18 protein-coding genes are annotated in these 21,853 nt (G+C 60.4%); 7 read left to right on the forward strand and 11 right to left on the reverse strand.

Annotated features, from left to right (window positions below; all coding sequences use genetic code 11):
• Positions 1–89 precede the first annotated feature (89 nt).
• The 3 genes from FQ320_RS26630 to FQ320_RS26790 are packed head-to-tail and all read left to right on the forward strand — an operon-like array spanning position 90 to position 2,676.
• Positions 90–284, forward strand: a complete 195-nt coding sequence (locus FQ320_RS26630) for a hypothetical protein (protein ID WP_255509660.1) — start codon at positions 90–92, stop codon at positions 282–284.
• Complete coding sequence (locus FQ320_RS26145) at positions 281–1,405, forward strand: ABC transporter permease subunit (protein ID WP_255509661.1); 1,125 nt, start codon at positions 281–283, stop codon at positions 1,403–1,405. Before FQ320_RS26630 ends, FQ320_RS26145 begins: the two co-directional genes overlap by 4 nt.
• The gene (locus FQ320_RS26790; protein WP_305080837.1) at positions 1,402–2,676 is read left to right on the forward strand and encodes an ABC transporter ATP-binding protein; all 1,275 of its coding nucleotides are present in this window, start codon (positions 1,402–1,404) and stop codon (positions 2,674–2,676) included. Before FQ320_RS26145 ends, FQ320_RS26790 begins: the two co-directional genes overlap by 4 nt.
• A gap of 192 nt (positions 2,677–2,868) precedes the next feature.
• On the opposite strand, the gene FQ320_RS21800 is transcribed toward FQ320_RS26790, so the two are convergent.
• From FQ320_RS21800 to FQ320_RS21815, 5 genes are all read right to left on the reverse strand, one after another.
• Complete coding sequence (locus FQ320_RS21800) at positions 2,869–3,300, reverse strand: hypothetical protein (RefSeq protein WP_148475409.1); 432 nt, start codon at positions 3,298–3,300, stop codon at positions 2,869–2,871.
• Between the two features lie 231 nt (positions 3,301–3,531).
• On the reverse strand, positions 3,532–4,278 hold the full coding sequence (locus tag FQ320_RS21805; RefSeq protein WP_148475410.1) for a 6-phosphogluconolactonase: 747 nt from the start codon (positions 4,276–4,278) through the stop codon (positions 3,532–3,534).
• A gap of 656 nt (positions 4,279–4,934) precedes the next feature.
• Positions 4,935–5,240: a transposase gene (locus FQ320_RS26945; RefSeq protein ID WP_370513091.1), complete on the reverse strand. Its 306-nt coding sequence runs from the start codon at positions 5,238–5,240 to the stop codon at positions 4,935–4,937.
• Positions 5,137–5,520 (reverse strand): transposase, encoded by a 384-nt coding sequence (locus tag FQ320_RS26950; RefSeq protein ID WP_370513092.1) that lies wholly within the window; start codon positions 5,518–5,520, stop codon positions 5,137–5,139. The genes FQ320_RS26945 and FQ320_RS26950 overlap by 104 nt, the downstream gene beginning before the upstream one ends.
• Positions 5,521–5,972: 452 nt before the next feature.
• Positions 5,973–9,617, reverse strand: a complete 3,645-nt coding sequence (locus FQ320_RS21815) for a vitamin B12-dependent ribonucleotide reductase (protein ID WP_148475411.1) — start codon at positions 9,615–9,617, stop codon at positions 5,973–5,975.
• A gap of 656 nt (positions 9,618–10,273) precedes the next feature.
• Here FQ320_RS21815 and FQ320_RS21820 point away from each other — a divergent pair.
• A complete protein-coding gene (locus FQ320_RS21820; protein WP_148475412.1) occupies positions 10,274–11,014 on the forward strand; it encodes an SDR family oxidoreductase in 741 nt (246 codons plus the stop codon).
• A gap of 128 nt (positions 11,015–11,142) precedes the next feature.
• A complete protein-coding gene (locus FQ320_RS21825; RefSeq protein WP_148475413.1) occupies positions 11,143–12,312 on the forward strand; it encodes a MalY/PatB family protein in 1,170 nt (389 codons plus the stop codon).
• A gap of 84 nt (positions 12,313–12,396) precedes the next feature.
• Here the strand turns inward: FQ320_RS21825 and FQ320_RS21830 are convergent, their stop codons facing one another.
• The 6 genes from FQ320_RS21830 to FQ320_RS21855 form a co-directional block, all read right to left on the reverse strand.
• Positions 12,397–13,074, reverse strand: a complete 678-nt coding sequence (locus FQ320_RS21830) for an ABC transporter ATP-binding protein (protein ID WP_148475414.1) — start codon at positions 13,072–13,074, stop codon at positions 12,397–12,399.
• Positions 13,067–14,353, reverse strand: coding sequence for a lipoprotein-releasing ABC transporter permease subunit (locus FQ320_RS21835; RefSeq protein ID WP_148475415.1), 1,287 nt, complete (start codon positions 14,351–14,353; stop codon positions 13,067–13,069). Before FQ320_RS21835 ends, FQ320_RS21830 begins: the two co-directional genes overlap by 8 nt.
• A 99-nt stretch (positions 14,354–14,452) precedes the next feature.
• On the reverse strand, positions 14,453–15,547 hold the full coding sequence (locus tag FQ320_RS21840) for an endonuclease/exonuclease/phosphatase family protein (protein ID WP_148475416.1): 1,095 nt from the start codon (positions 15,545–15,547) through the stop codon (positions 14,453–14,455).
• Positions 15,548–15,779: 232 nt separating this feature from the next.
• Entirely contained in the window at positions 15,780–17,117 is a 1,338-nt protein-coding gene (gene proS, locus FQ320_RS21845) for a proline--tRNA ligase (protein WP_148475417.1), read from the reverse strand.
• A 455-nt stretch (positions 17,118–17,572) separates the two neighbouring features.
• Positions 17,573–18,838, reverse strand: a complete 1,266-nt coding sequence (locus FQ320_RS21850; protein WP_148475418.1) for an MFS transporter — start codon at positions 18,836–18,838, stop codon at positions 17,573–17,575.
• A gap of 154 nt (positions 18,839–18,992) precedes the next feature.
• A complete protein-coding gene (locus FQ320_RS21855) occupies positions 18,993–19,781 on the reverse strand; it encodes a cyclase family protein (protein WP_148475419.1) in 789 nt (262 codons plus the stop codon).
• A gap of 263 nt (positions 19,782–20,044) precedes the next feature.
• Here FQ320_RS21855 and FQ320_RS21860 point away from each other — a divergent pair, with 263 nt between their 5' ends.
• Positions 20,045–21,112: an AI-2E family transporter gene (locus tag FQ320_RS21860; protein ID WP_148475420.1), complete on the forward strand. Its 1,068-nt coding sequence runs from the start codon at positions 20,045–20,047 to the stop codon at positions 21,110–21,112.
• A gap of 2 nt (positions 21,113–21,114) precedes the next feature.
• Positions 21,115–21,822 (forward strand): DnaA ATPase domain-containing protein, encoded by a 708-nt coding sequence (locus tag FQ320_RS21865; RefSeq protein ID WP_148475421.1) that lies wholly within the window; start codon positions 21,115–21,117, stop codon positions 21,820–21,822.
• Positions 21,823–21,853 lie beyond the last annotated feature (31 nt).

Consider the following 21,853-nt stretch of genomic DNA (forward strand, 5'->3'; position numbering starts at 1 on the left):
GGATCTTTCCGATTACTGTGTCTTCATTGGTGGATGTGGCAATCGACTGCAAGGTACCGGTCGGGGATGCGGTGGTGCGGGTTCCCAGAATGGAACAGGATATCGCCGCGATTTCCACCTTTGCCAACGCCTTTGCGCTGAACTCACTGGTCATTCACACCGTCGCCTTGCTGACCGAACGCGGCATCGAGCCGCCGGCCTGGCGCAGCGGCAACGCGCCCGGTGGCGACGAGTCGAGCGCGCGGTTTATCGGTCGGTTTCGCGGCCGGGTCCGGGCGCTGTGAGCCAGCCAGCGGAATACTCCGGGCACGATCCCGCCACCGGCCGAATGAAAACCGTGGGTGTCGCGGACGGGTGGATCGCCGCCATTTCGGATGCGCCAGAGCAGCAGGGCGCGCCGTGGCTGTCGCCGGGTCTGGTTGACCTGCAGGTCAACGGCTTTGCCGGTCTTGACCTGAATGACGGCGCGCTGACCGTGCCGACGGTGGTGGCCCTGTGTCACCGTCTGGCCGACGAAGCGGTGACACGCTTCCTTCCCACGGTTGTTTCGGCATCGGAACCCCGGTTGATCCAGAGTCTACAAACCCTCGCAAAGTCGGTCGAAACCGATGCTCTGGCAGCGCGGATGATCGCCGGAATACCTGTTGAGGGGCCATTCATTTCGGTCGAGGACAGACCGCGTGGCGCCCATCCTGCCGCCGATGTCAGAGCAGCGGACAGCGCTGAAATCCGGCGCTGGCAGGAAGCGGCGGGCGGCTTGGTGCGGATCGTCACGCTCGCCGCGGAATCCCCCGGGGCTTGCGATGCCATCGGTTCGTCGATTTCCATCGTCGCCACTTCGGCGATTGCGGGCTATGTCGTCGCCAAGTTTCCGTTCCGCAGCATCAACATCGTGTTTTTCCTGTTCCTCGCCACGGCCAATGTGCCGTTCGAAGTCTATATGATCCCGCTCTATTTTCAGGTCAAACAACTGGGGCTGCTGAATTCGGTTCCCGGCCTTCTGGTTGGTTATCTGGTGATGAGCTTTGGCATCTTCCTGATCCGTCAGAACGTGCTCAGCTCGATCCCTGACGAATTGATCGAAGCGGCCCGGGTCGACGGCGCGGGCGAGTTCTGGATTTTCTGGCACATTGTCCTGCCACTGTTGCGCGGGCCGCTGGCGGCGCTGGCGGTGCTGGCGTTCTTCCAAAGCTGGACCGCCTTTGCCTGGCCGATCATCGTTGCAACCAAGCGGTCGGCTTATACGATCGAGGTCGGGTTGGCGCTGTTCCAGACGGGTTATACTGTCGATCTGCGGCGGTTGTCGGCGGCTTCGGCCTGTGTGCTGGTGCCCTCGCTGCTGGCTTTCGTACTTTTGCGGCGCAGCTTTGTGCAGGGCGTTGCGGCGTCGGGGATGAAAGAATGACGATTTCCACCAATGAATTCCGCGCCGGAGCCGTGGCCCGCTATGAGAATGCCAACCGCGAAACGCTGGAATGGATGCTGGCCCGCCCTGCCCTGCACTGCGCATTTCTGGACACCAAGGTCGATGCTCTGACCGGACGGGGCTATGGCGCCGCCGACGGATTGCGCGGCCCCGACTGGACCTATGGCTGGATCCAGGGCCGCGGGGTGGAGGCGCTGGCGACGTTCGCCCACCATTATCGGACACATGACCCGGCGCTGGCCGAGCGGCTGACCGACCGGCTGCGCCCGCTTTATGAACGGCTGGCGGAAACGGCGAAGGGCGGACATGCCTATTTCCTCTATGATAACGCGCTGCGATCAGTGCGGTTTGAAGGCGATGGCCCGGTTGCCCAAGCGCGGCCCAACGACATTTTCACATTCTCGGATGCATTCGTCGCCATTGGCGGCAAGGTGGTCAATGAGGTCGAACCGAAGCACCGCGTTATCGCAATGGTGTTCCAGAACTATGCGCTTTACCCGCATATGACAGTGGTCGACAACATGGGCTTTTCGATGCGACTGTTGAGCCACAGCAAGGCCGAGCGTCGTGCAGCAGTAGAGCGTGCAGCGACGATCCTTGGGCTGACCGATTATCTTGATCGTCTGCCGAAACAGCTTTCCTGCGGGCAGCGGCAGCGAGTAGCGATGGGTCGCACCATCGTGCGTCAGCCGCAGGTGTTCCTGTTCGACGAACCGCTATCAAACCTTGACGCGCAGTTGCGGGTGCAGATGCAGGCCGAGTTGAAGACGCTTCATTCGCGGCTGAAAGTGACGACGATCCATGTGACCCACGATCAGATCGTGGTGATGAAGGACGGCGATGTCATTCAGGCCGGTGCGCCGCTGGAAATCTATCACCGCCCGATCGAGACCTTTGTGGCCAGCTTTATCGGCTCTCCGGCGATGAATCTTTTTCCGGCCTCTATCGAAGACGACGGCGTGATCTTTGCCGGTCGCTGTTGGCGCGACGCGCGTGCGGGTGTGTCGGGCAAGGTGCAACTGGGTATCCGGCCCGAACATCTGCAGATTGACCCAGAGGGTGTGGCGTTGGAGGTCGGCAACGTGGACCCGACCGGATCAGAGAGGCTGATACAGGGTCAGATCGGCGAACATGCAGTGACATTGCTGCTGCGTCAGCGCGTCGATGTTCGCCCGGGCCAATCGCTCAGCGTTTCAGCCGATCCCGAACCGCTGCATCTGTTTGATGCCAAAGGGATACGAATGGCCTGAGGGCGGTCAGGAACAGGGCGATCTCCTATGTCGCTTTCGGGTGACCGGCTGCCGTCACAAAACCCGCGCACGGTTAACTACCGTGATTGGCGAAAATGACTGTTCCGCGGAGGCTGCAATGCCGTGCAAACTATCACTTATGTGCCGGATTTGGACCGATCACGCCCGAAAAGTCGTGCCGGCAGTGGGTTTTCAATTACCCTCACCCGTAGTTGGCGGATCTTTCGCATCAGATTGCACCACTTCGGCGGACGCGCCCCAAAACTCGACTGCGCTGTTGAACTCTGCGACGTAGAAGGCTGAAGCTTCAGGTCCCGAAGGGTCGCCGTCGAAACGTCCGACCCGCCGTGCACATTCGAAAAAACCTGGCGCCGGCAATCCGCCCCGTGTCTTGCTGATCACAAGCGCTGCGATCAACGGGCGGGCGGCCGCGGCGTCCTCTTCCATCAGGCATTCCAACGCGACGGTAAGTTGATGGATGGTATTTGGCGGCGAGATCGCCAAGGCCTTGGCAAGAGCTTGGTAGGTGATGGCAGCCCCCTGCCCGACAATCTGGCCGAGATAAGCCCGGACGCGTGGCACCAATACGTCGGTCGAGCGTACCGTTGAATCAACAAGTCGCAATGAATTACTCCGGTCATCGCCCCGTTGCCAGCGAGGTGCGGTTGCAGAATCTTGCGGCCATTTTCAGCTTCTGTCCGGCGATGATACCACCGATGTCAATGTTCGGGCAGTCGTTGCTGTAAGGCCAGACCACTGTTATCGATCTGTGCAGCGGTTAGCGCCGGATCGTTGAAATCCACCCCGGCGCATCCGTTGACATGAAGATCAAAACGCCCCTGCGATCGTCTGTGTTCAGTCTGCCGGGGGCTTGCGCAGGCTCGCGGAATCAACATCCAGATGTAATGCACAGGCGCCATGACGCTGCAGAATCGACGCGGGCGCGTCGACCGTCACACTGCCTTCGACAGCGGCCACCACAGCCTTCGCCTTGCGCTGATCGGGGACCGAGATAATCAACTTTTTCGACTTCATGATCTGGTGAATGGACATGGATACGGCGCGTTCCGGCACATCCTCCAAAGTTGCAAACCAACCCTCGCCCATTTGCTGGCGGCGGCAGGCCTCGTCCAGCGTCACGACGATAAACGGTGTTTCAATCTCGAAATCGGCCGGAGGGTCATTGAATGCCAAGTGACAGTTTTCACCAATTCCGGCAAAGCACACCGCGATTTCTTCCTGCGCGATACGCCCGTTCAATGCAGAAATCGCCGCATCAAGATCATCTGCAGAGCCATCAACCGGTACAAATTCTTTCAGACCGTCAATCCGATTGACAAAACGATCCCGCAGATAGCCCCGGAAACTCGCAGGATGGTCGGCATGCACGCCCACATATTCATCAAGATGAAAGGCGGTCACCTTTGACCAGTCGATTTCCTCTTGAATCAGGGCGTCCAGCACCTCGAATTGGCTGGCTCCGGTTGCGACAATGATTGACGCTTTTCCCTCTGCCTCGATTGCGGCGCGGATCGCTGCAGCACCCTCCGCAGCGGCAGCCCGCCCCAACGCGCTTTTATCTTCATGAACTGTGATATGCATCAGGCGATCCACCTTTGAGAACATAATTGTTTGAAATCAATGACCATCATGCCAAGGAATAGTCAACCACAGCGCTGTTTCAGCGACCTTGCCGGATATGCGTGGATGTTACTTTTGACGTGGGGGTTTGCTGACATTTTGAACGTTGGTTGAGTGCTTACATGCGTCATACGTCTTTATGCGGCGTCCACAAACCGCGGGTCGGTAGGGTGATGGACGGGTCTGTTGCACAAATCAGCTGACGGAAAACGCTCACCTTTCCTGAGGCGGAGTCATGCCGTGGCTTTTGTGACAGGAATGCCAAGGGCGGTGTAGCCGTTCAGGATCGCGATGCGCACCTGAACCTCCGCGACCTGTCGGTCGAAGTCGCGCGCCATGCATTGCCCGGCAGTCGCTGCTTGCAGCGATGAGAGGGAGGCGTTGGCCGAGCTGTTTCACACAATGCATCCGTTGCCCGGCGGTCGATTGCAAAGCAATCGATGAGAGGGTTTGTTTCGACGCGGCTCCGGCGGTGGTATCCGCTCCAGGTCCGCCAGAGTGATCGACCCAGATACTTCGATGCGCGCAGCGCATCGTTCCTGGCGACGGCACCAGCGGTGCATGGCTTCCACGGCTGGGCATTCTTGCGTGGCGGAATGACTGCGGCTGCACCGCGGTCAGCCCCTCTCATGCATGTAAACATGCACTGCCGGGCAGTGGATGGCGTTGTGGCATCTGCGCGTGTTGTATGCGCCATCCGCGGTCACGCTGCCAATCTCCTGATCGCGCGGAATCTGATTAAGCCGATGAAGCAACATCGGTGCTTCACCCGTGTTGCTACCCGTGATCTCGACCGCTCTGACGTCCAGTGTCTCTTCATCAATGCCGATATGGATCTTGCGCCGGACACGTTGTTTGGGGCCGCCCTGCTTGCGTGCGTTCCATTCGCCTTCCCCTTCGATCTTGATGCCGGTGCTGTCCACTGCCCGGCAGTCGCTGCTTGCAGCGACGAGAGGGGCTAAGCAGATGCAGCGGCCCCTGCGCGCCGTGATACGGAATATTGACTGCAAGTATCCTCTGACGACGGCAGATGGTGCTGAAGTCAGGCACGGCCCAAGCGAGACCCGCCAGCCGGAGGAGGCTTTCCACAAAGCCAGTCGTCTGCCGAAGTGCCATCCCGAACAGCACTTTCATGGTCAGGCAAGTCTGGATCGCGGCGTCACTGAGTACGCGATCTGCCCCTCCTGCCGGAAGGTTCGCCATCCCAGTTCATCTCGGGATCAAACCACCCTCTCATCGCTACAAGCAGCGACTGCCGGGCAGTGGATCGTCAGTGACCCGCGGCACTTCAGCGCCTCATTGTAGGCGGTCCAGTTCGTCGTCTTGCAGGCCGGAGGCGTCGGTTTATTCATGCGGGCCAGCTATCACACTGGATTCACGACATGAATCCCTCAACCGATTTGTGCAATAAAGCCTCGCCGGAATAAAAAAGGGGCGCCACAAGGGCGCCCCATAGGTTCACTGGAACAGGCTCAGTTGGTTCACCGCTCGGTTTGTTTTATGCCTGCGGCCTGTCCAGGCTACAGAGCAAGCGCACCTGCTCTGGATCTCAGTGTTCAACGCCAAAGACTGGCTTGTGGCGTTCTGACCCTTGGACGGGGTCTAAGTCGGGCCATCCGTCGAGCGCTTGCGACCTTTGGACAGTCCTCATCTCCTCAGCTGCACCCGCTGGTTCCCCCGCAGGTATTGCACTTCATGCAGGTGCCGTTGCGCACCAGTGTATAGTTGCCGCATTCACCGCAGGCCTCGCCCTCGAAACCCTGCATCTTTGCCTTGGCCCGTGCATTTATTGCCGTGCTTGCGACCACTGATCCGCGCGCCGTCACCTCGGGCGCGCGGGCTTGCAGGACCGCGACCGTGTCGGTGGCCACGCCGCCCTGCAGAAGGGTCAGTTCCTTCGGCATGCGGTTGCGCAGATATCCGGACGACGCCACCTGCTTCAGCACTTCCAGCGGTGAGTTGCCGTTGCTGCCCGGGACTTGGGCGAAGTTGCGTTTGCCCTCTTGCTCGCCCCGGCCGATGTCGTCGAAAGTTGCGCCGGTGGGTTGAACATGGGCCAGATCGGTGCGGTCAAGATAGCTTACGGCCAGTTCGCGGAAGATATAGTCAAGGATCGATGTGGCGTTCTTGATCGTCTCGTTGCCCTGCACAATGCCCGCCGGTTCGAACTTGGTGAAGGTGAAGGCATCCACGAACTCTTCCAGCGGTACGCCGTATTGCAGGCCGACCGACACCGCGATGGCGAAGTTGTTCATCATCGCGCGGAAACCGGCACCTTCCTTGTGCATGTCGATAAAGATTTCACCCAGTTTGCCGTCACGGTATTCACCGGTGCGCAGGTAAACCTTATGCCCGCCGATGATCGCCTTCTGGGTATAGCCGCGGCGCCGTTCGGGCAGTCTTTCACGTTCTTGCGCGACCTCCTTGATGATGATCTTTTCGATCACTTTTTCGGCCAGCACGATGGCCTTTTCGCGGTCGCTGCCGCTGGCCAGTATTTCCTGCGCCTCTTCGTCATCCTCGACCAGAGATGCCGCCAGCGGCTGACTCAGCTTCGAACCGTCACGGTACAGCGCATTCGCCTTGACCCCCAGCGACCAGGACAATTCATAAGCTTTCTGGCAATCCTCGATGGTCGAATCGTTTGGCATGTTGATTGTCTTGGAGATCGCGCCCGAGATGAACGACTGCGCCGCCGCCATCATGTGGATGTGGCTGTCGACCGAAAGGAACCGCCTGCCCTTCTTGCCGCAGGGGTTGGCGCAATCGAAGATGTGATAGTGATCTTCCTTGAGGAACGGCGCGCCTTCCAGCGTCATGGTTCCGCAGACGTGATCGTTCGCCGCTTCGATATCCTGTTTGGAAAACCCGAGCGAGCGGAGCAGGTCGAACGTGGGATCAGCCAGCTTTTCAGCCGGGATGCCAAGGGTTTCGCGGCAGAACGCCTCGCCCAGCGTCCATTGATTGAATACGAAACGGATGTCGAAGGCCGACGGCAGGGCGGCTTCGATCTTGGCGATCTCGTTCGCGCCGAACCCGTGGCCGATCAGCGTGCTTGAATTGATCGAAGGCGCATTGCCGATGGAGCCGTGGCCGACCGCATAGGCGATGATCTCTTCGATCTGCGCGCTGCCGTATCCAAGGTTTTCCAACGCGGCAGGGACCGACCGGTTGATGATCTTGAAATATCCGCCGCCCGCCAGTTTCTTGAACTTGACCAGCGCGAAATCAGGCTCGATCCCTGTGGTGTCGCAATCCATCACCAGACCGATGGTGCCGGTGGGGGCAACGACGCTGACCTGTGCGTTGCGAAAACCGCTCTTTTCGCCCAGCGCGAGGGCTTCGTCCCAAGCGCCTTTGGCAATCGCGATCAGGCGCTGATCGGGGCAATTGCCGTGATCCAATGCCACCGGAAGTGTCGCAAGCGCCTCGTATCCGCCTGTTTTGCCATAGGCTGCGTTGCGGTGGTTGCGGATCACCCGCAGCATGTGATTGCGGTTCTTGCCATAGCCGGGAAATGCACCCAGCTCGCCCGCCATTTCGGCGCTAGTGGCATAGGATACGCCGGTCATGATCGCCGTCAGCGCGCCGCACAAGGCGCGGCCCTCATCGCTGTCGTATCCATGGCCCATATTCATCAGCAGCCCGCCGATATTGGCATAGCCAAGGCCAAGCGTCCGGAAATCATAGGACCGCTGGGCAATTTCCTTGGACGGAAACTGTGCCATCATGACGCTGATTTCCAGCGTCACTGTCCACAGACGCGTGGCATGCATGTAATCCGCGACCTGAAACTCACCATCCTTGAGGAAGGTCAGCAGGTTCATCGACGCAAGATTGCAGGCGGTGTCGTCGAGGAACATATATTCGCTGCACGGGTTCGAGCCACGGATGGCGCCGTCTTCGGGGCAGGTGTGCCAATCGTTGATCGTGTCGTGATACTGGATGCCCGGATCGGCGCAGGCCCATGCGGCATGGCCGACCTGCTCCCACAGATCGCGGGCCTGAATGGTTTTCGCGACCTTGCCGTCCTTGCGGTTGATCAAATCCCATGTGCCGTCAGTTTCGACCGCCTTCAGGAACGCATCGGTCACCCGGATCGAGTTGTTCGAGTTCTGGCCCGAAACGCTGCTGTATGCCTCGGAGTCCCAATCGGTGTCATAGGTCGGGAATTCGATGCTGGTGTGGCCTTGCTTAGCGTAATCCAGCACGCGTTTTACATAGGTTTCCGGGATCGCGACCTTCTTGGCGTCCTTGACCGCTGCCTTCAGCGCCTCGTTCACCTTGGGGTCACAGGCATCCTCGACCTTGCCGTCCCATGCCTTGATTGCGGCGAACAGGGCGTTCAGCTTTTGCTCGTGCATCTTGGAGCCGGCAACGATGCTGGCGACCTTCTGTTCCTCGATGACCTTCCAGTTGATGAAGTCCTCGATATCCGGGTGATCGGCATCGACGATCACCATCTTGGCCGCGCGGCGCGTGGTGCCGCCCGACTTGATCGCGCCAGCCGCCCGGTCGCCAATCTTAAGGAACCCCATCAGGCCCGAGGATTTCCCGCCACCGGACAATTTCTCGCCCTGCCCGCGCAGCGAGGAAAAGTTGGTGCCGGTGCCGCTGCCGTATTTGAACAACCTCGCCTCGCGCACCCACAGATCCATGATTCCGCCGTCGTTGACCAGATCATCGGCCACCGACTGAATGAAACAGGCGTGCGGCTGGGGATGCTCATAGGACGACTTTGAACGGGTCAGCTTGCCGGTCTTGTAATCGACATAGTGATGCCCTTGTGCCGGGCCGTCGATACCGTAAGCCCAGTGCAGCCCGGTGTTGAACCACTGCGGGCTGTTCGGCGCCGCCTTCTGGGTGGCCAGCATGAAACGCATCTCGTCGAAATAGGCGCGCGCGTCGGATTCGTTGGTGAAGTATCCACCCTTCCAGCCCCAATAGGTCCAAGCGCCCGCCAGCCGGTCGAACACCTGTTTGGAACTGGTCTCACCGCCATACCGGTGAGATTCGGGCAGCGCCGACAAAGCCGCTTCGTCGGGAACCGAGCGCCACAGGAATTCGGGCATGTCTTTTTCACGCACACGCTTCAGGGCCGCAGGAACGCCAGCCTTGCGGAAATATTTCTGGGCGATGACATCGCTTGCAACCTGGCTCCAGCTTCCCGGAACCTCCACCTGGTCGTTGTGAAACACGACCGTACCGTCAGGATTGCGGATTTCCGACGTGATGGTCGAGAAATCCAGCCGGGCATAGGGGTCCGATCCTGCCTTGGTGAAATTGCGTTCGATTTTCATGTCGCTGCCTGCCCCATGTTCAGATTTTCACATCTCTCCCGCACGGTTCTGCGAGAGCGTTCTTCATCGCCTTCGAAAGGCACGAGTCAAACTTTTGGGCATGACCATTTCAGGTCAATCGCACCGTCAGGTCGGCCCGCCCATCCTGTTTGCTTCCGACCATCCACCACATCTGGTGGAGTCCCTGTCGATTTCCACAAACTGACGTATCCGGCCCCAGACGGTCAACGTTAAAATTGTGACGAAGATGAGAAATTTCAATTGACGATTTGTCCAAGACGTCATCGCGCAAAGCCTATTGCGCGCCCGGTTAAATTAACCGTCACAATGCGATTGGAAATTTCCGTTTTCTTCGGCAGGTTTAAACAGCATCACGCAGAATCGAAACTTTGCCGTACGGCCAACCGGCGCCGGCAATTCTGTCGCTTTATCGAACTGACCAGTGTCATTTGACAATCGCAGCCCAGCGATATCTCGCCCAAAATGCCACATATCTAGACCCCGCCCCAAAACAGACACAACATGTGGTTGACGTGGGTCGATTTCGGCAACATAGGCCGGCGCATCTTGACCCTGCCGCTGCAATCTCCATGCTTGGCCATCATGCAGCCGCCCACATTTAGGTTGGGCCGGGCAATGGAAAACGGACAATTCAGATGAAAAAGACAGCATTGGTCACTGGTGGCGGTTCGGGAATCGGACGGGCCTGCGCCGTGGCTCTGGCAAGCAGCGGGTTCCACGTCATCGTCACCGGGCGGCGGATCGAGGCGTTGGAGGAAACCTGCGCCCTGATCGAAGGCGCCGCCGACGCCATAGCCTGTGACGTGACCCAGCCAGAACAGGCGAAAGCGCTGTTCACCCGGATCGAAGCCGACCACGGGCGGCTGGATCTGCTGTTCAACAATGCCGGAACCAACGTCAAAGCCCAACCTCTTGGCGATGTGCCGATCGAGGACTGGCTGCATGTCATCAACGTAAACCTGAATGGTGCATTTATTTGCGCCCATGGCGCGTTCAATCTGATGCGGCAACAATCGCCACAGGGCGGACGGATCATCAACAACGGCTCGATTTCGGCCCATGTGCCGCGCCCGGGTACGGCCCCCTATACCGCGTCGAAACACGCGATCACCGGTCTGACCCGCAGCCTGTCGCTGGACGGGCGCCCCTGGTCCATCGCCTGCGGGCAGATCGATATCGGCAACGCGGCCTCGGACATGACATCGGCGATGCTCAACGGTGTGCCACAGGCTGACCTGTCGATCAAACCCGAGCCGGTGATGGATGTGGCCCACGTTGCGAATGCGGTGTGTCATATGGCCGGTTTGCCGCTCTCGGCCAATGTGCAATTCATGACCGTGATGGCCACCAATATGCCCTTCATCGGGCGCGGATGATTCTCCGCAGGTCGGCTCACCGTCAAGAACCGACATCAAGAACCGGCGCGGCTTTGCGGAGGCGGCTTCTCTCTTGCCGCCCCCGCCCATCCGCTTAGGTTCACGCCGAACAACAACAAGGACATAGAATGAGCTTCGACGAAATCATCGACCGCCACGGCACCCACAGCAGCAAATGGGACATGATGGAGCCGTTGTTCGGAGTCCCGCGCGACGGCGGATTGGCGATGTGGGTCGCCGACATGGATTTCCGCCCCCCCGCCTGTGTCGGCAAGGCAGTGCAGGACATGGTGGATCACGGAATCTACGGCTATTTCGGCGATGAATCCAAATACCGGGCCGCGATTCAATGGTGGATGGAGACGCGCCACGGCTGGCAGGTGGACCCGGACGGAATTTTCACCACCCACGGGCTCGTCAACGGAACCGCCATGTGCATTGACGCCTTTACCGCGCCCGGTGACGGAATCGTTTTGTTCACGCCAGTCTACCACGCCTTCGCCCGGGTCATTCACGCCGCAGGACGTCGGGTGGTGGAATGTGAATTGGCGCTGGACAACGGGCGGTATGGTCTGGATTTCGATCGCTGGGAAAAGCAGCTCGACGGGTCCGAAACCATGCTGCTCCTCTGTTCGCCGCACAATCCCGGCGGTCGCGTCTGGACTCGGCAGGAACTGGAGCAGGTGGCCGATTTCGCCCGTCGTCACGATCTGATTCTGGTCAGCGACGAGATTCACCACGATCTGGTATTCCCCGGTCATCGCCACACGCCCATGGCGCTGATCGACGGAATTGCCGACCGGTTGGTGATGATGACCGCGACGACCAAAACTTTCAATATCGCCGGGTCGCACTCTGGCAATGTGATCATCTCTGATCCCACCCTGCGCGCCCGTTTTGCCGCGCGAATGGCGGCGCTGGGGCTGTCGGCAAATTCGTTCGGGTTGTTCATGGCGACGGCGGCCTATTCGCCCGAAGGGGCGGCGTGGGTCGATGATCTGATCACTTACCTTGATGGCAACCGGCAGTTGTTTGACGCGGGAATCAAGGCGATACCCGGCCTGTCGTCGATGCCGCTGGAATCGACCTATCTGTCCTGGGTGGATTTTTCGGGCACTGGCATGGACCGGGCCGAGTTTTCCGACCGTGTGGCAAAGCGCGCAAGGATCGCAACAAACGCCGGCCCGTCCTTCGGCAAGGGTGGCGAATCCTTCCTTCGGTTCAACATTGCGACACCGCGCTCGCGGGTCGAAGAGGCGGTCGCGCGACTGACCGAAGCATTCGGCGACCTGCAATAAGGGTGCGCCGGGCACTCCGCGCTCCTGACGTCGCTTGTCGTGCCACCGAGCCGAGAAGCGACGTCAGGAGCGTGGAGGCCGCGGTTAAACCAGTGCGCCGTCCTTCAGCCGCAGCGTGCGGTCCATCCGCGCGGCAAGCTCCAGATTGTGTGTCGCAATCACTGCCGACAGACCGGTTGTGCGGACCAGTTCCATCAACGCAGCAAACACCGCGTCCGACGTGCCGGGGTCAAGGTTGCCGGTCGGTTCATCGGCCAAAAGCACCTTTGGCTGGTTGGCCAGCGCCCGGCAAACCGCGACGCGCTGCTGTTCGCCACCCGAAAGCGCGCCGGGTCGGTGATCAGCGCGGTGCCCTACCCCGACCCTGTCCAACAGATCGCGGGCGTGGGCGCGCGCGGCACTATCCGAAACACCGGCCGCCAATTGCGGCAGAACGATATTTTCAAGCGCGCTGAACTCCGGCAACAGGTGATGAAACTGATAGACGAAACCGATATCCGCCCGGCGTGCGCCGGTGCGGCGACGATCGGACAGGCCGGTCATATCTTCGCCCCCGAGAATCACCCGGCCCGCATCGGCCGTGTCCAGCAGTCCGGCGATATGCAGCAGCGTCGATTTACCGGCACCCGAGGGCGCGATCACCGCCACCACCTCACCCCGGTCAACGGACAAAGACACATCGTCCAGCACCTTCACCTCGTTGACCGCACCGGGGTTATAGGTCTTGGCGATGCCATCAAGCACCAAAACAGGATCACTCATAACGCAGCGCCTCGACAGGGTTCATTCGCGCGGCACGACGCGCAGGAAAGATCGTGACGACAAAGGACAGCCCCAGCGACAGCGCCACCGCGGACATCACATCGCCAAATTCCAGCTTGGCGGGCAGCGCATAGATGCCACGGATCGATGGATCCCACACCCCGCCGCCCGACACGTAGTTGACCAGAGAAAAGATCGGATCGATCCAGATTGCAAAGGCACAGCCAAGGATCACGCCCAGCGCAGTGCCGATGATCCCGGTCGCGGCGCCACAGATGAAAAATATCCGCAACACACTGCCCTCGGACAGCCCGATGGTGCGCAGGATGCCGATGTCGCGCCCCTTGTTCTTGACCAGCATGATCAGCCCCGACACGATGTTCATCGCCGCAATCAGCACGAGGATCGACAGGATGATGAACATCACGTTGTCCTCGACATCCAGTGCGCGCAGGAAGGCACCGGATGAATCGCGCCACGTCCAGATCAGCGCGTTCTCTCCCCCCGCTGCCAGCAGAGGCAGAGTCAGGCTATCGACCTCTTCGGGGTTCTCGACAAAAACCTCCAGCTCATCCGCCACACCTTCGCGGTTGAAATAGCTCTGCGCCTCGGCAAACGGCATGTAAACGCGGGTGCGGTCGATGTCATAACGCCCGGCGGTGAAGATATAGGTAACCTCATAATTCGACACCCGGGGCGAGGTTCCAAAGGCGGTCTTGGCGCCGTCGGGCGAAATCAGCTTGATCCGGTCACCGATAGAGACGCCTAATTCGCGCGCCACGCCGGAACCGATGGCGATGCCGTCGTTGAAGTTGGCGATATCGCCCCAGAATTCCTCAGGGTTTGCGACCCGCGGGATCGTGGCCAGATCCGCGGCCGAAATGCCGAACACCTCGACCCCTGAATTTTGGCCGCGATGGGTCGCCATCACCTGCCCTTTGATCAGCGGTGCTGCGCGGGTCACACCGGGAACGGCCCGCACGCGTTCCGACATGGCCTCAAAATCGGCGATCGTGCGGCTCGTCTGACCGCTGTCGCTGACCCGCATCCCGGAATAGACGGTCACATGGGCGTTGGCGCCCAGAATCGTGTCGACGAATTCTTCGCGAAACCCGGACCGCACGGACAACGTCGCGATCAAGGCAAACACCGCCAGCGTGATCCCGGCAAGCGAGATCCAGGTCATTGTCGAAACCCCGCCCTCGGCGCGTTTTGCACGCAGGTATCGCCAGGCGATCAGCCATTCAAAACGGGCAAACGGGGGGGTAGATCCGGCCAATGTCGGCTCCTGTCGCTGTTCAGGCGCGGGTCGGAATGGTTCGGGCGCCGTTGCCGCGACATGCGCAAAACCGCACGCAATGGTCAAGGGCGGGCGGGATCACCGTGGCGTGCGGTCAATCGCTTTCAGCTCCAAGCGATGTTTCTCGACAATCTCGGAAAGCCTTTCGAGCTCAGCGGAGTCCACCCCGTCGGGCGCACGGTTCAGCGTTGCCGCCAATTCGGGATCGATCCGCAGCCGCGCCACCATGGGGAAGTGATCAGAGCCCACATACGGCCCGCGTGCAAACGAGACCACCGCGATATCCGGGGTCACATACAACTGATCGATGGGAAACCGCAGGATCGGATGGTTCGCGTCGAAACTGGGCAGCAACCCGCGTCCAATTCTGGGATCGAGATACTGCCCGATCCGCTTGAACCGGCGGGTGACATCGGACCAGACGACGGCATTGAAATCGCCCATCACAATGACCGGCACATCCGAATCGCGTGCAAACCGGGCGGAATAGACCAGTTGCGCATCCCTCTCCTTGGTATCGACGCCCGGCACCGGCGGCTGCGGATGCAGGCCAACAAAGCGGAACACCTGCCCCCCGGGCGCTTCCAGCTCGCCAAAGGCGGTGGGGGTGGGATCGGTGGTCAGATATTCGATCCGCAGATCGTGCACCGGCAACCGGGTGGCAGCGATCAAGCCATAGTGGTTGTCTTTGGCGTGACGCAGGACCGAGGGGTATTGCGCAAGAAGCGGCTCCAGCGCCTGCTCCCAGGCGTCGTTGATCTCCATCAGGAACAGGATGTCGGGGTCTTCTGCCTGCACCGCCGCAATCACGTCGCCATAACGTTCGTTTTCCCGCAGCACGTTCAGCGACATCACAGATATCGCGCCCGCCGCCTCGGGAGCCAGGCGGATTTCTTTCGGCCAGATCGGAGTATAGGGCAGGATGCGCGAGACCTGCCACGCCAGACAGGCCAGCAACAGCGCAACCACCACCCAGCGCCCCGGAAATCCAAAGGCAAGGCACACAGCCAGAACCGGCAGAATCGCGACAACATATTGCGCACGCGGGAAATCCATCGCCCGGATCCACCACAGATGGCTGTTCGACAGGGGCAGAACCGTGACGGTGACGAAAACCGCCGTCAGAAGCCACAGGAGAGCGGCAACAACGATCATAGCGCGACGTAGCTGCATGCAGGATCGTCGCCACGACCGTTGTCGTCGGTCGTGGCTTCAACAAGGGAATTGGCTGGGTAGAGAAACGGGCAAAATGGTACGGAGAGCGCTGCGCTCGCCATTGAGGTCGCGATCATCAAAGGGGCTTTTGCCGGTTCCACCATAACTGAACATGGTGCACCGACAAAAGTTCCCTACCAACCGTTCTCCAAAATCGCCCCGCGCCGATCACTCCCCGGCAAAAAGCCGATCATTTCCCGGCATAGATCTGTGCCACCCGGTCGATTGCCGCCTCGGGTGTCATCTCTTCGGATTCGCCCGTGCGGCGCGATGTCAGTTCCACCACCCCGGCGGCCAACCCACGCGGCCCGACGGTGATCCGCCAAGGCAGGCCGATCAGGTCCATCGTCGCGAATTTGCCCCCGGCCCGTTCTTTGCGGTCATCATAAAGCGGCTCGAGCCCCTTGGCGGTCAGGGCGGCATACAGCCCCTCACAGGCCGCATCCGCAGCAGAATCGCCCTGCTTCAGATTGACGATCCCGCAATGGAACGGTGTGACACCTTCGGGCCAGATGATGCCCTTGTCGTCATGGCTTGCCTCGATGATTGCCCCCATCAGGCGCGACACACCGATTCCGTGGCTGCCCATCTGGACCGGCACTTTGTTGCCGTCGGCGTCCTGTACCGTGGCGCCCATCGACTCGGAATATTTGGTGCCGAAAAAGAAGATCTGTCCAACCTCGATGCCCCGCGCCGTACGGCGACGGGCCTCGGGGACTTTCGCAAACTCTGCCGCATCATGGGTTTCGTCAGTTCGGGCATAACGAGAGGTGAATTCCTCAAGCACCGCCTGACATTGTTCAACCGAATCATAGTCGATCGTCCGGTCGCCGAATTTCAGTTCGGTGATCTCGCTGTCATAGAACACTTCGGATTCGCCGGTTTCGGCCAGCACGAGGAATTCATGTGTGTCATCGCCGCCAATCGGCCCGGAATCCGCGCGCATCGGAATCGCCTGCAAACCCATCCGCTCATAGGTGCGCAGATAGCTGACCAGATGACGGTTATAGGCGTGCAGCGCATCCTCTTTCGTCAGATCGAAGGTATATCCGTCCTTCATCAGAAATTCGCGCCCTCGCATCACACCGAAACGCGGCCGCATCTCGTCGCGGAATTTCCACTGGATGTGATACAGCGTCAGCGGCAGTTCCTTGTAACTGCCCACATGCGAGCGGAAGATGTCGGTGATCATCTCTTCGTTCGTCGGACCATACAGCAGATCGCGGTCCTGCCGGTCGCGAACGCGCAGCATTTCCTCGCCGTAATCGTCGTATCGCCCGGATTCGCGCCACAGGTCGGCGGGTTGCAGCGTGGGCATAAGCAACGGAATGTGGCCCGCGCGCTGCTGCTCCTCGTGAACGATTTTTTCGATGTTGCGCAGAACCTTGTACCCCAGTGGCAACCAGGAATAGATCCCCGCCGCCGCCTGTTTGATCATGCCCGCGCGCAGCATAAGGCGGTGACTGACGATCTGCGCCTCAGACGGGGTTTCCTTGAGAACTGGCAGAAAATAGCGGGACAGGCGCATTGATTAGACCCCATAAGGCAAGTGGCGTTGCGACCGGGTTTAGACGCGGACGCGCGGGCAGGCAAGGCGGCGCGAAATCCGGTTATGCCCCGACCCGGTCCTTGTACAGGCACCGGAACTTTGCCCGACCCGCATCGGTCGCGCGATGTTAACGAATTTTTAACGGATGGTGGAGGAAGGTATAGGTGTGGCGCAGGAGACGGAGGGCCAGATCCACCGCCCCCCGCGCCACATGCGACCGCCCGGGGGAACGGGTTTGGCCGCGAATCTTCGTCCGGCGGGCCCAAAAGGCCCCTGTTGCAAGCCGGGACAGCCTGCGTCGGACTAAGGCGGATAGCCAGGCAATCTAAATGCTTGATTACGCCAGCTATCCGGTTGTTCCCGGGTAAAATTCCCCGCTCACGAAACAAGATTACAATGCCCTAAGGTCACCGCGCATGAAAGTAGGGGATTCCTTACCCTGCCCCGCCCACATTGCACTTGGCCCTGCAATCACAAGGCGCGGCATTACAGGGCAATACCACCCTGCGCCGCCCCAGACGCGGGTGCAGCCGCCCCGCGACACCCCAGCAAACAAGCAGCCCGACACCCGCGGCGGCAAAGATCCCGGCGAGGGGTGCAACGCTCAGCACCACCCAGGCGGCACCGGGGGTCAGGATGCCCGACACATCGCGATAGGTTGAATATATCGCCGACATTTCGGTTCGCTCGGATGGTTTTACGGCCAGAAGGAACGGCAGCCCCGCCGAGATATCCAGCAGAATCATGAAAAACGACCCGGTCATCAGACAGGCAACAGCAAGCCACGGCACCCCCGACACCAGCGCGGCACTGACAAACATCAGCCCGGAAACCGCAAATCCGGTACGGACAACAGCGCGCAATGTGCGTCGCTGCATCCATGGCAACATGAAAGGCGTCAGAAACAGCGCGCAGTTGGTCAGTGACAACATGATCCCACCCAGCCGGTCCCCCAGACCCGACTGGATCGCGAAAATCGGCAGATAGACAATATAAACCCACCACCCGCAGGACCGCAGCACGGCAAACATCCATCCCGCCACCAGCCGCGGCTGCGCCGTAAAGCGTGGCAGAAACGCCAAGGGATTTACCGGAGGCGCCGTGCTTTTGACGATCAGACGTCCGTTGCCCAGCCGCATCCACCAGAACAGCCCCTGCATCGTCAAAGAGGCCGCAATCGACACTATAAACGGCGCGGGCGCCCAAAGCCCGTGCAGCGTGACCCCCAGCAATGGCCCCACCGTCCAGCCTGCCGCGCTGTAGAACATGCGCGAGGTTTCGCTCCGCCCCAGATCGAATTTTGCAATGTAATCCAAAACATAGGCGTTGAAACAAACGAATGTGGTCACCGTACCCATGGTCGTCATGGCCAGTCCGGCCACCGCCGCCGCCGGGCTGCCGGTCATCGCCGTCAAGGCCCCGGTGGCATAAAGCGTCGCCCCCGCAGAATACACGAACCGGCGCGGAATCAGCCGCGTGATCCAGGGCACCAGCAGCCCCGTTGCCAGAGACATCAGGCCCACAACAAAATATACCGACGACACCAATGCCACGTCGCCCAGTGAGCGAAACATCACCAGCGGAAAGACCGAAATCAACACCCCGCGGGCAATCGAATCGATCCCGTTCAGAACGGCGAACCCCCGCACTCCGGGCGTTGGGGCATGGCGCAGCCATTCGGGTATGCGGCGCTCGTGCATTCTGTGAACCGCCCTTTGCGCTGTTTATCCGGGGGCGGTCACGCGACGCCCCGCACCCGGATCCGTCAGCGGATCATCTTGAAGTCAGAAAGCCGGGCCTGTCAGCGTCGCTGTTTGGCCCGGTCGATGGCTGTGTGTGCAGGTCAACCCGACATCATTGGTCGCCAATATGTGCAACGATGCGCAAAGGCCCACCCGATCCACCCTCGATCTTCATTGGCAGGGCGATGATCGTGCTTCCCGTGGGTGGCAGAGCGCTCATGTCGGCCACATTTTCGAAAGCGGCAATGTTGTTGGTCATCAGCATGACATGTGTTGCGAAATCGCCCGACTGGCCAAAGTCGATCGAGGGGGTATCAAGCCCAACCGCATTGATCTTTCGCTCGACCAGAAGTTCGGCACCATCCACACCCAGCCCCGGAAAATGCAGCTTTGCCACCGCATCGTCGCCGCGTTCAGCCGTACCCATATAGCTTTCGCGATCTGGATAAAGCCCAGCGCGACCGGTGTTCAGCAGAACAATCGCCCCGGCGGGTATCGTGCCATGTTCTGCCTCGAATGCGCGAATATCATCTGCGGTGACCAGATAGTCGACATCGCTCGCCGCCTGTTTCGTGACATCAATCACAAAGCCCGGCCCGACCAACTGGCTGATCGGTACCTGATCCGCAGACAAAGCGCCTTCTGCGAAATGCACCGGAGCGTCCAGATGGGTGCCGCCATGTTCGGACGCCGCAAAGTTGTAGGCGGAATAGTAATAGCCGCCTTCCGTTTCGCCCGCGAAAACTTCGGTTTGTTCAAAGGTATCGGCGGTTGGCCAATAGACCGACTCGGCGTTGAACGAATGGGTCAGGTCGATCCATGTTCCCGCCGTGAAATCCTGAGCCATGGCAACGGTGGCCGACAGACATACCGTAGCCGCAATCAACGAGATATTTCGCATGAAAACCTCCACTATCGCGTGTTTGTCACGCGCCACCATCATGACCGGTTGAACCAAGGCCGCAAGCCATTTCCGGTCAATATTCACCACCCCACCCATGGCTCAGCAAAGGACAGCCGATCCGTGATCGTACCCCGCATCTATCCGGTGGCTTTGCGCACACTGGCGCGTCCGCTGATTTTTGCGCTGTCCCATCACGCAATCCGGCCCCTTGCACCGAACGCCGCCATAAGCGACAAGTCCCGCGTCAGGAGAAATGCATCATGGCCCTGCCAGCCCGCCAACAGTTGAAATACTGGGGCATCGCCGCGGCGGTGTTTCTGTTCGTGCTCTGGTGGCTGGGCGATGTGATCCTGCCATTCATTCTGGGCGGCGCCATCGCTTATTGCCTCGATCCGCTGGCCGACAGGCTGCAACGGCTGGGCTTGTCGCGCGTGGCCGCGACATCGGTGATCACGGTCATTGCAATCCTGCTTTTCGTGGTGCTGGCGCTGCTGGTCATCCCGACGCTGATCAATCAGGCGGTCGGGCTGGTCGAATCGGCGCCCAAGATCGCCACCAACCTGCAAACATTCCTGACCGAACGCTTTCCCGATCTGATCGACGAGGGCTCGGTCCTGCGCAAATCGCTGGTAGGGATCGGCGAAACCGTGCGCGACCGGGGTGGACAGCTCTTGAACGGGTTGCTGGCCAGCGTCGGCGGGATCGTCAACGTGCTGGTTCTGTTTGTGATTGTGCCGGTCGTGGCGTTCTATCTGCTGCTTGACTGGGACAGGATGGTGGCAAAGGTCGATGCCATGGTGCCGCGCGAACACGTCGGTACCGTGCGCCGCATCGCCAATGACATCGACAGCACTTTGGCTGGTTTCATCCGGGGGCAAGGGACAGTCTGCCTGATCCTCGGAATCTATTACGCCGGGGCTTTGGCGCTGGTCGGGCTGAACTTTGGACTGGTCGTCGGGGCCATCGCCGGATTCCTGACCTTCATTCCCTATGTCGGCGCCCTTGTGGGTGGCGCGCTGGCGCTGGGGCTGGCGCTGTTTCAGTTCTGGGGCGATTGGTTGTGGATCGCCGTCGTCGCGGTGATCTTTTTTTCCGGGCAATTCGCCGAGGGCAATATCCTGACGCCAAAACTTGTAGGACAGTCGGTGGGCCTGCATCCCGTCTGGCTGATCTTTGCGCTGTCCGCCTTTGGCGCCGTGTTCGGCTTTGTCGGCCTGTTGGTCGCGGTGCCGGTGGCGGCATCCCTGGGCGTCGTTATCCGCTACGGTCTGTCGCAATATAGACAAAGCCTGCTGTACCGCGGTCAAGACAACAGCGACGAGCCCTGATCGTGCCACGCCAACTGACATTTGATCTGCCCGCTGTGCCTGCACTGGGCCGCGAGGATTTCTTCGTCTCACCTGCCAACACCCTGGCGGTGACGGCGCTGGACGGCTGGCGTGACTGGCCGCTGGGCAAGATGGCGCTGACCGGTCCTGCGGGCGCGGGCAAGACGCATCTGGCCCATGTCTTTGCGGCCTCGGCCTCGGCCTCTGCCGGGTCGGAAACGGTGGCAACCATCGTTGCGGCGCGCGATCTGCCCGGTGCCGACATCCCCACACTCGCAACCGGCGCAGTGGTGGTCGAAGACGTGCCCGCCATCGCCGGTGACAGGAAGGCGGAAACCGCGCTGTTCCACCTGCACAATCTGGTGCTTGAAACCGGGGGCCGCCTTTTGGTGACCGGGCGCGCGGCCCCGGCCCGCTGGAACATCGCCCTCCCCGATCTGGCCAGCCGTCTGGCAGCGGCATCTGTCGCCACCATTGACCCGCCCGACGACAACCTGCTGGCCGCGGTTCTGGCCAAACTGTTCGCCGACCGGCAACTGGCCGTCGACCCCGATGTGATCCGTTATCTCACCCGGCGAATGACCCGTAATTTCGCCGCCGCCCATGATATGGTCGCCCGCCTTGACGCGCTGTCACTGGAACACCATCGCCCGATCACCCGCCCACTGGCAGCACAGGTGCTGGACATCACGGACGATGACGGGCCATGATCGGCAGTGACCCGTCATATGATCGAGCCAG

Origin of the sequence: Oceaniovalibus sp. ACAM 378 (assembly GCF_008085915.1) — a bacterium.
Classification (GTDB): domain Bacteria; phylum Pseudomonadota; class Alphaproteobacteria; order Rhodobacterales; family Rhodobacteraceae; genus Oceaniglobus.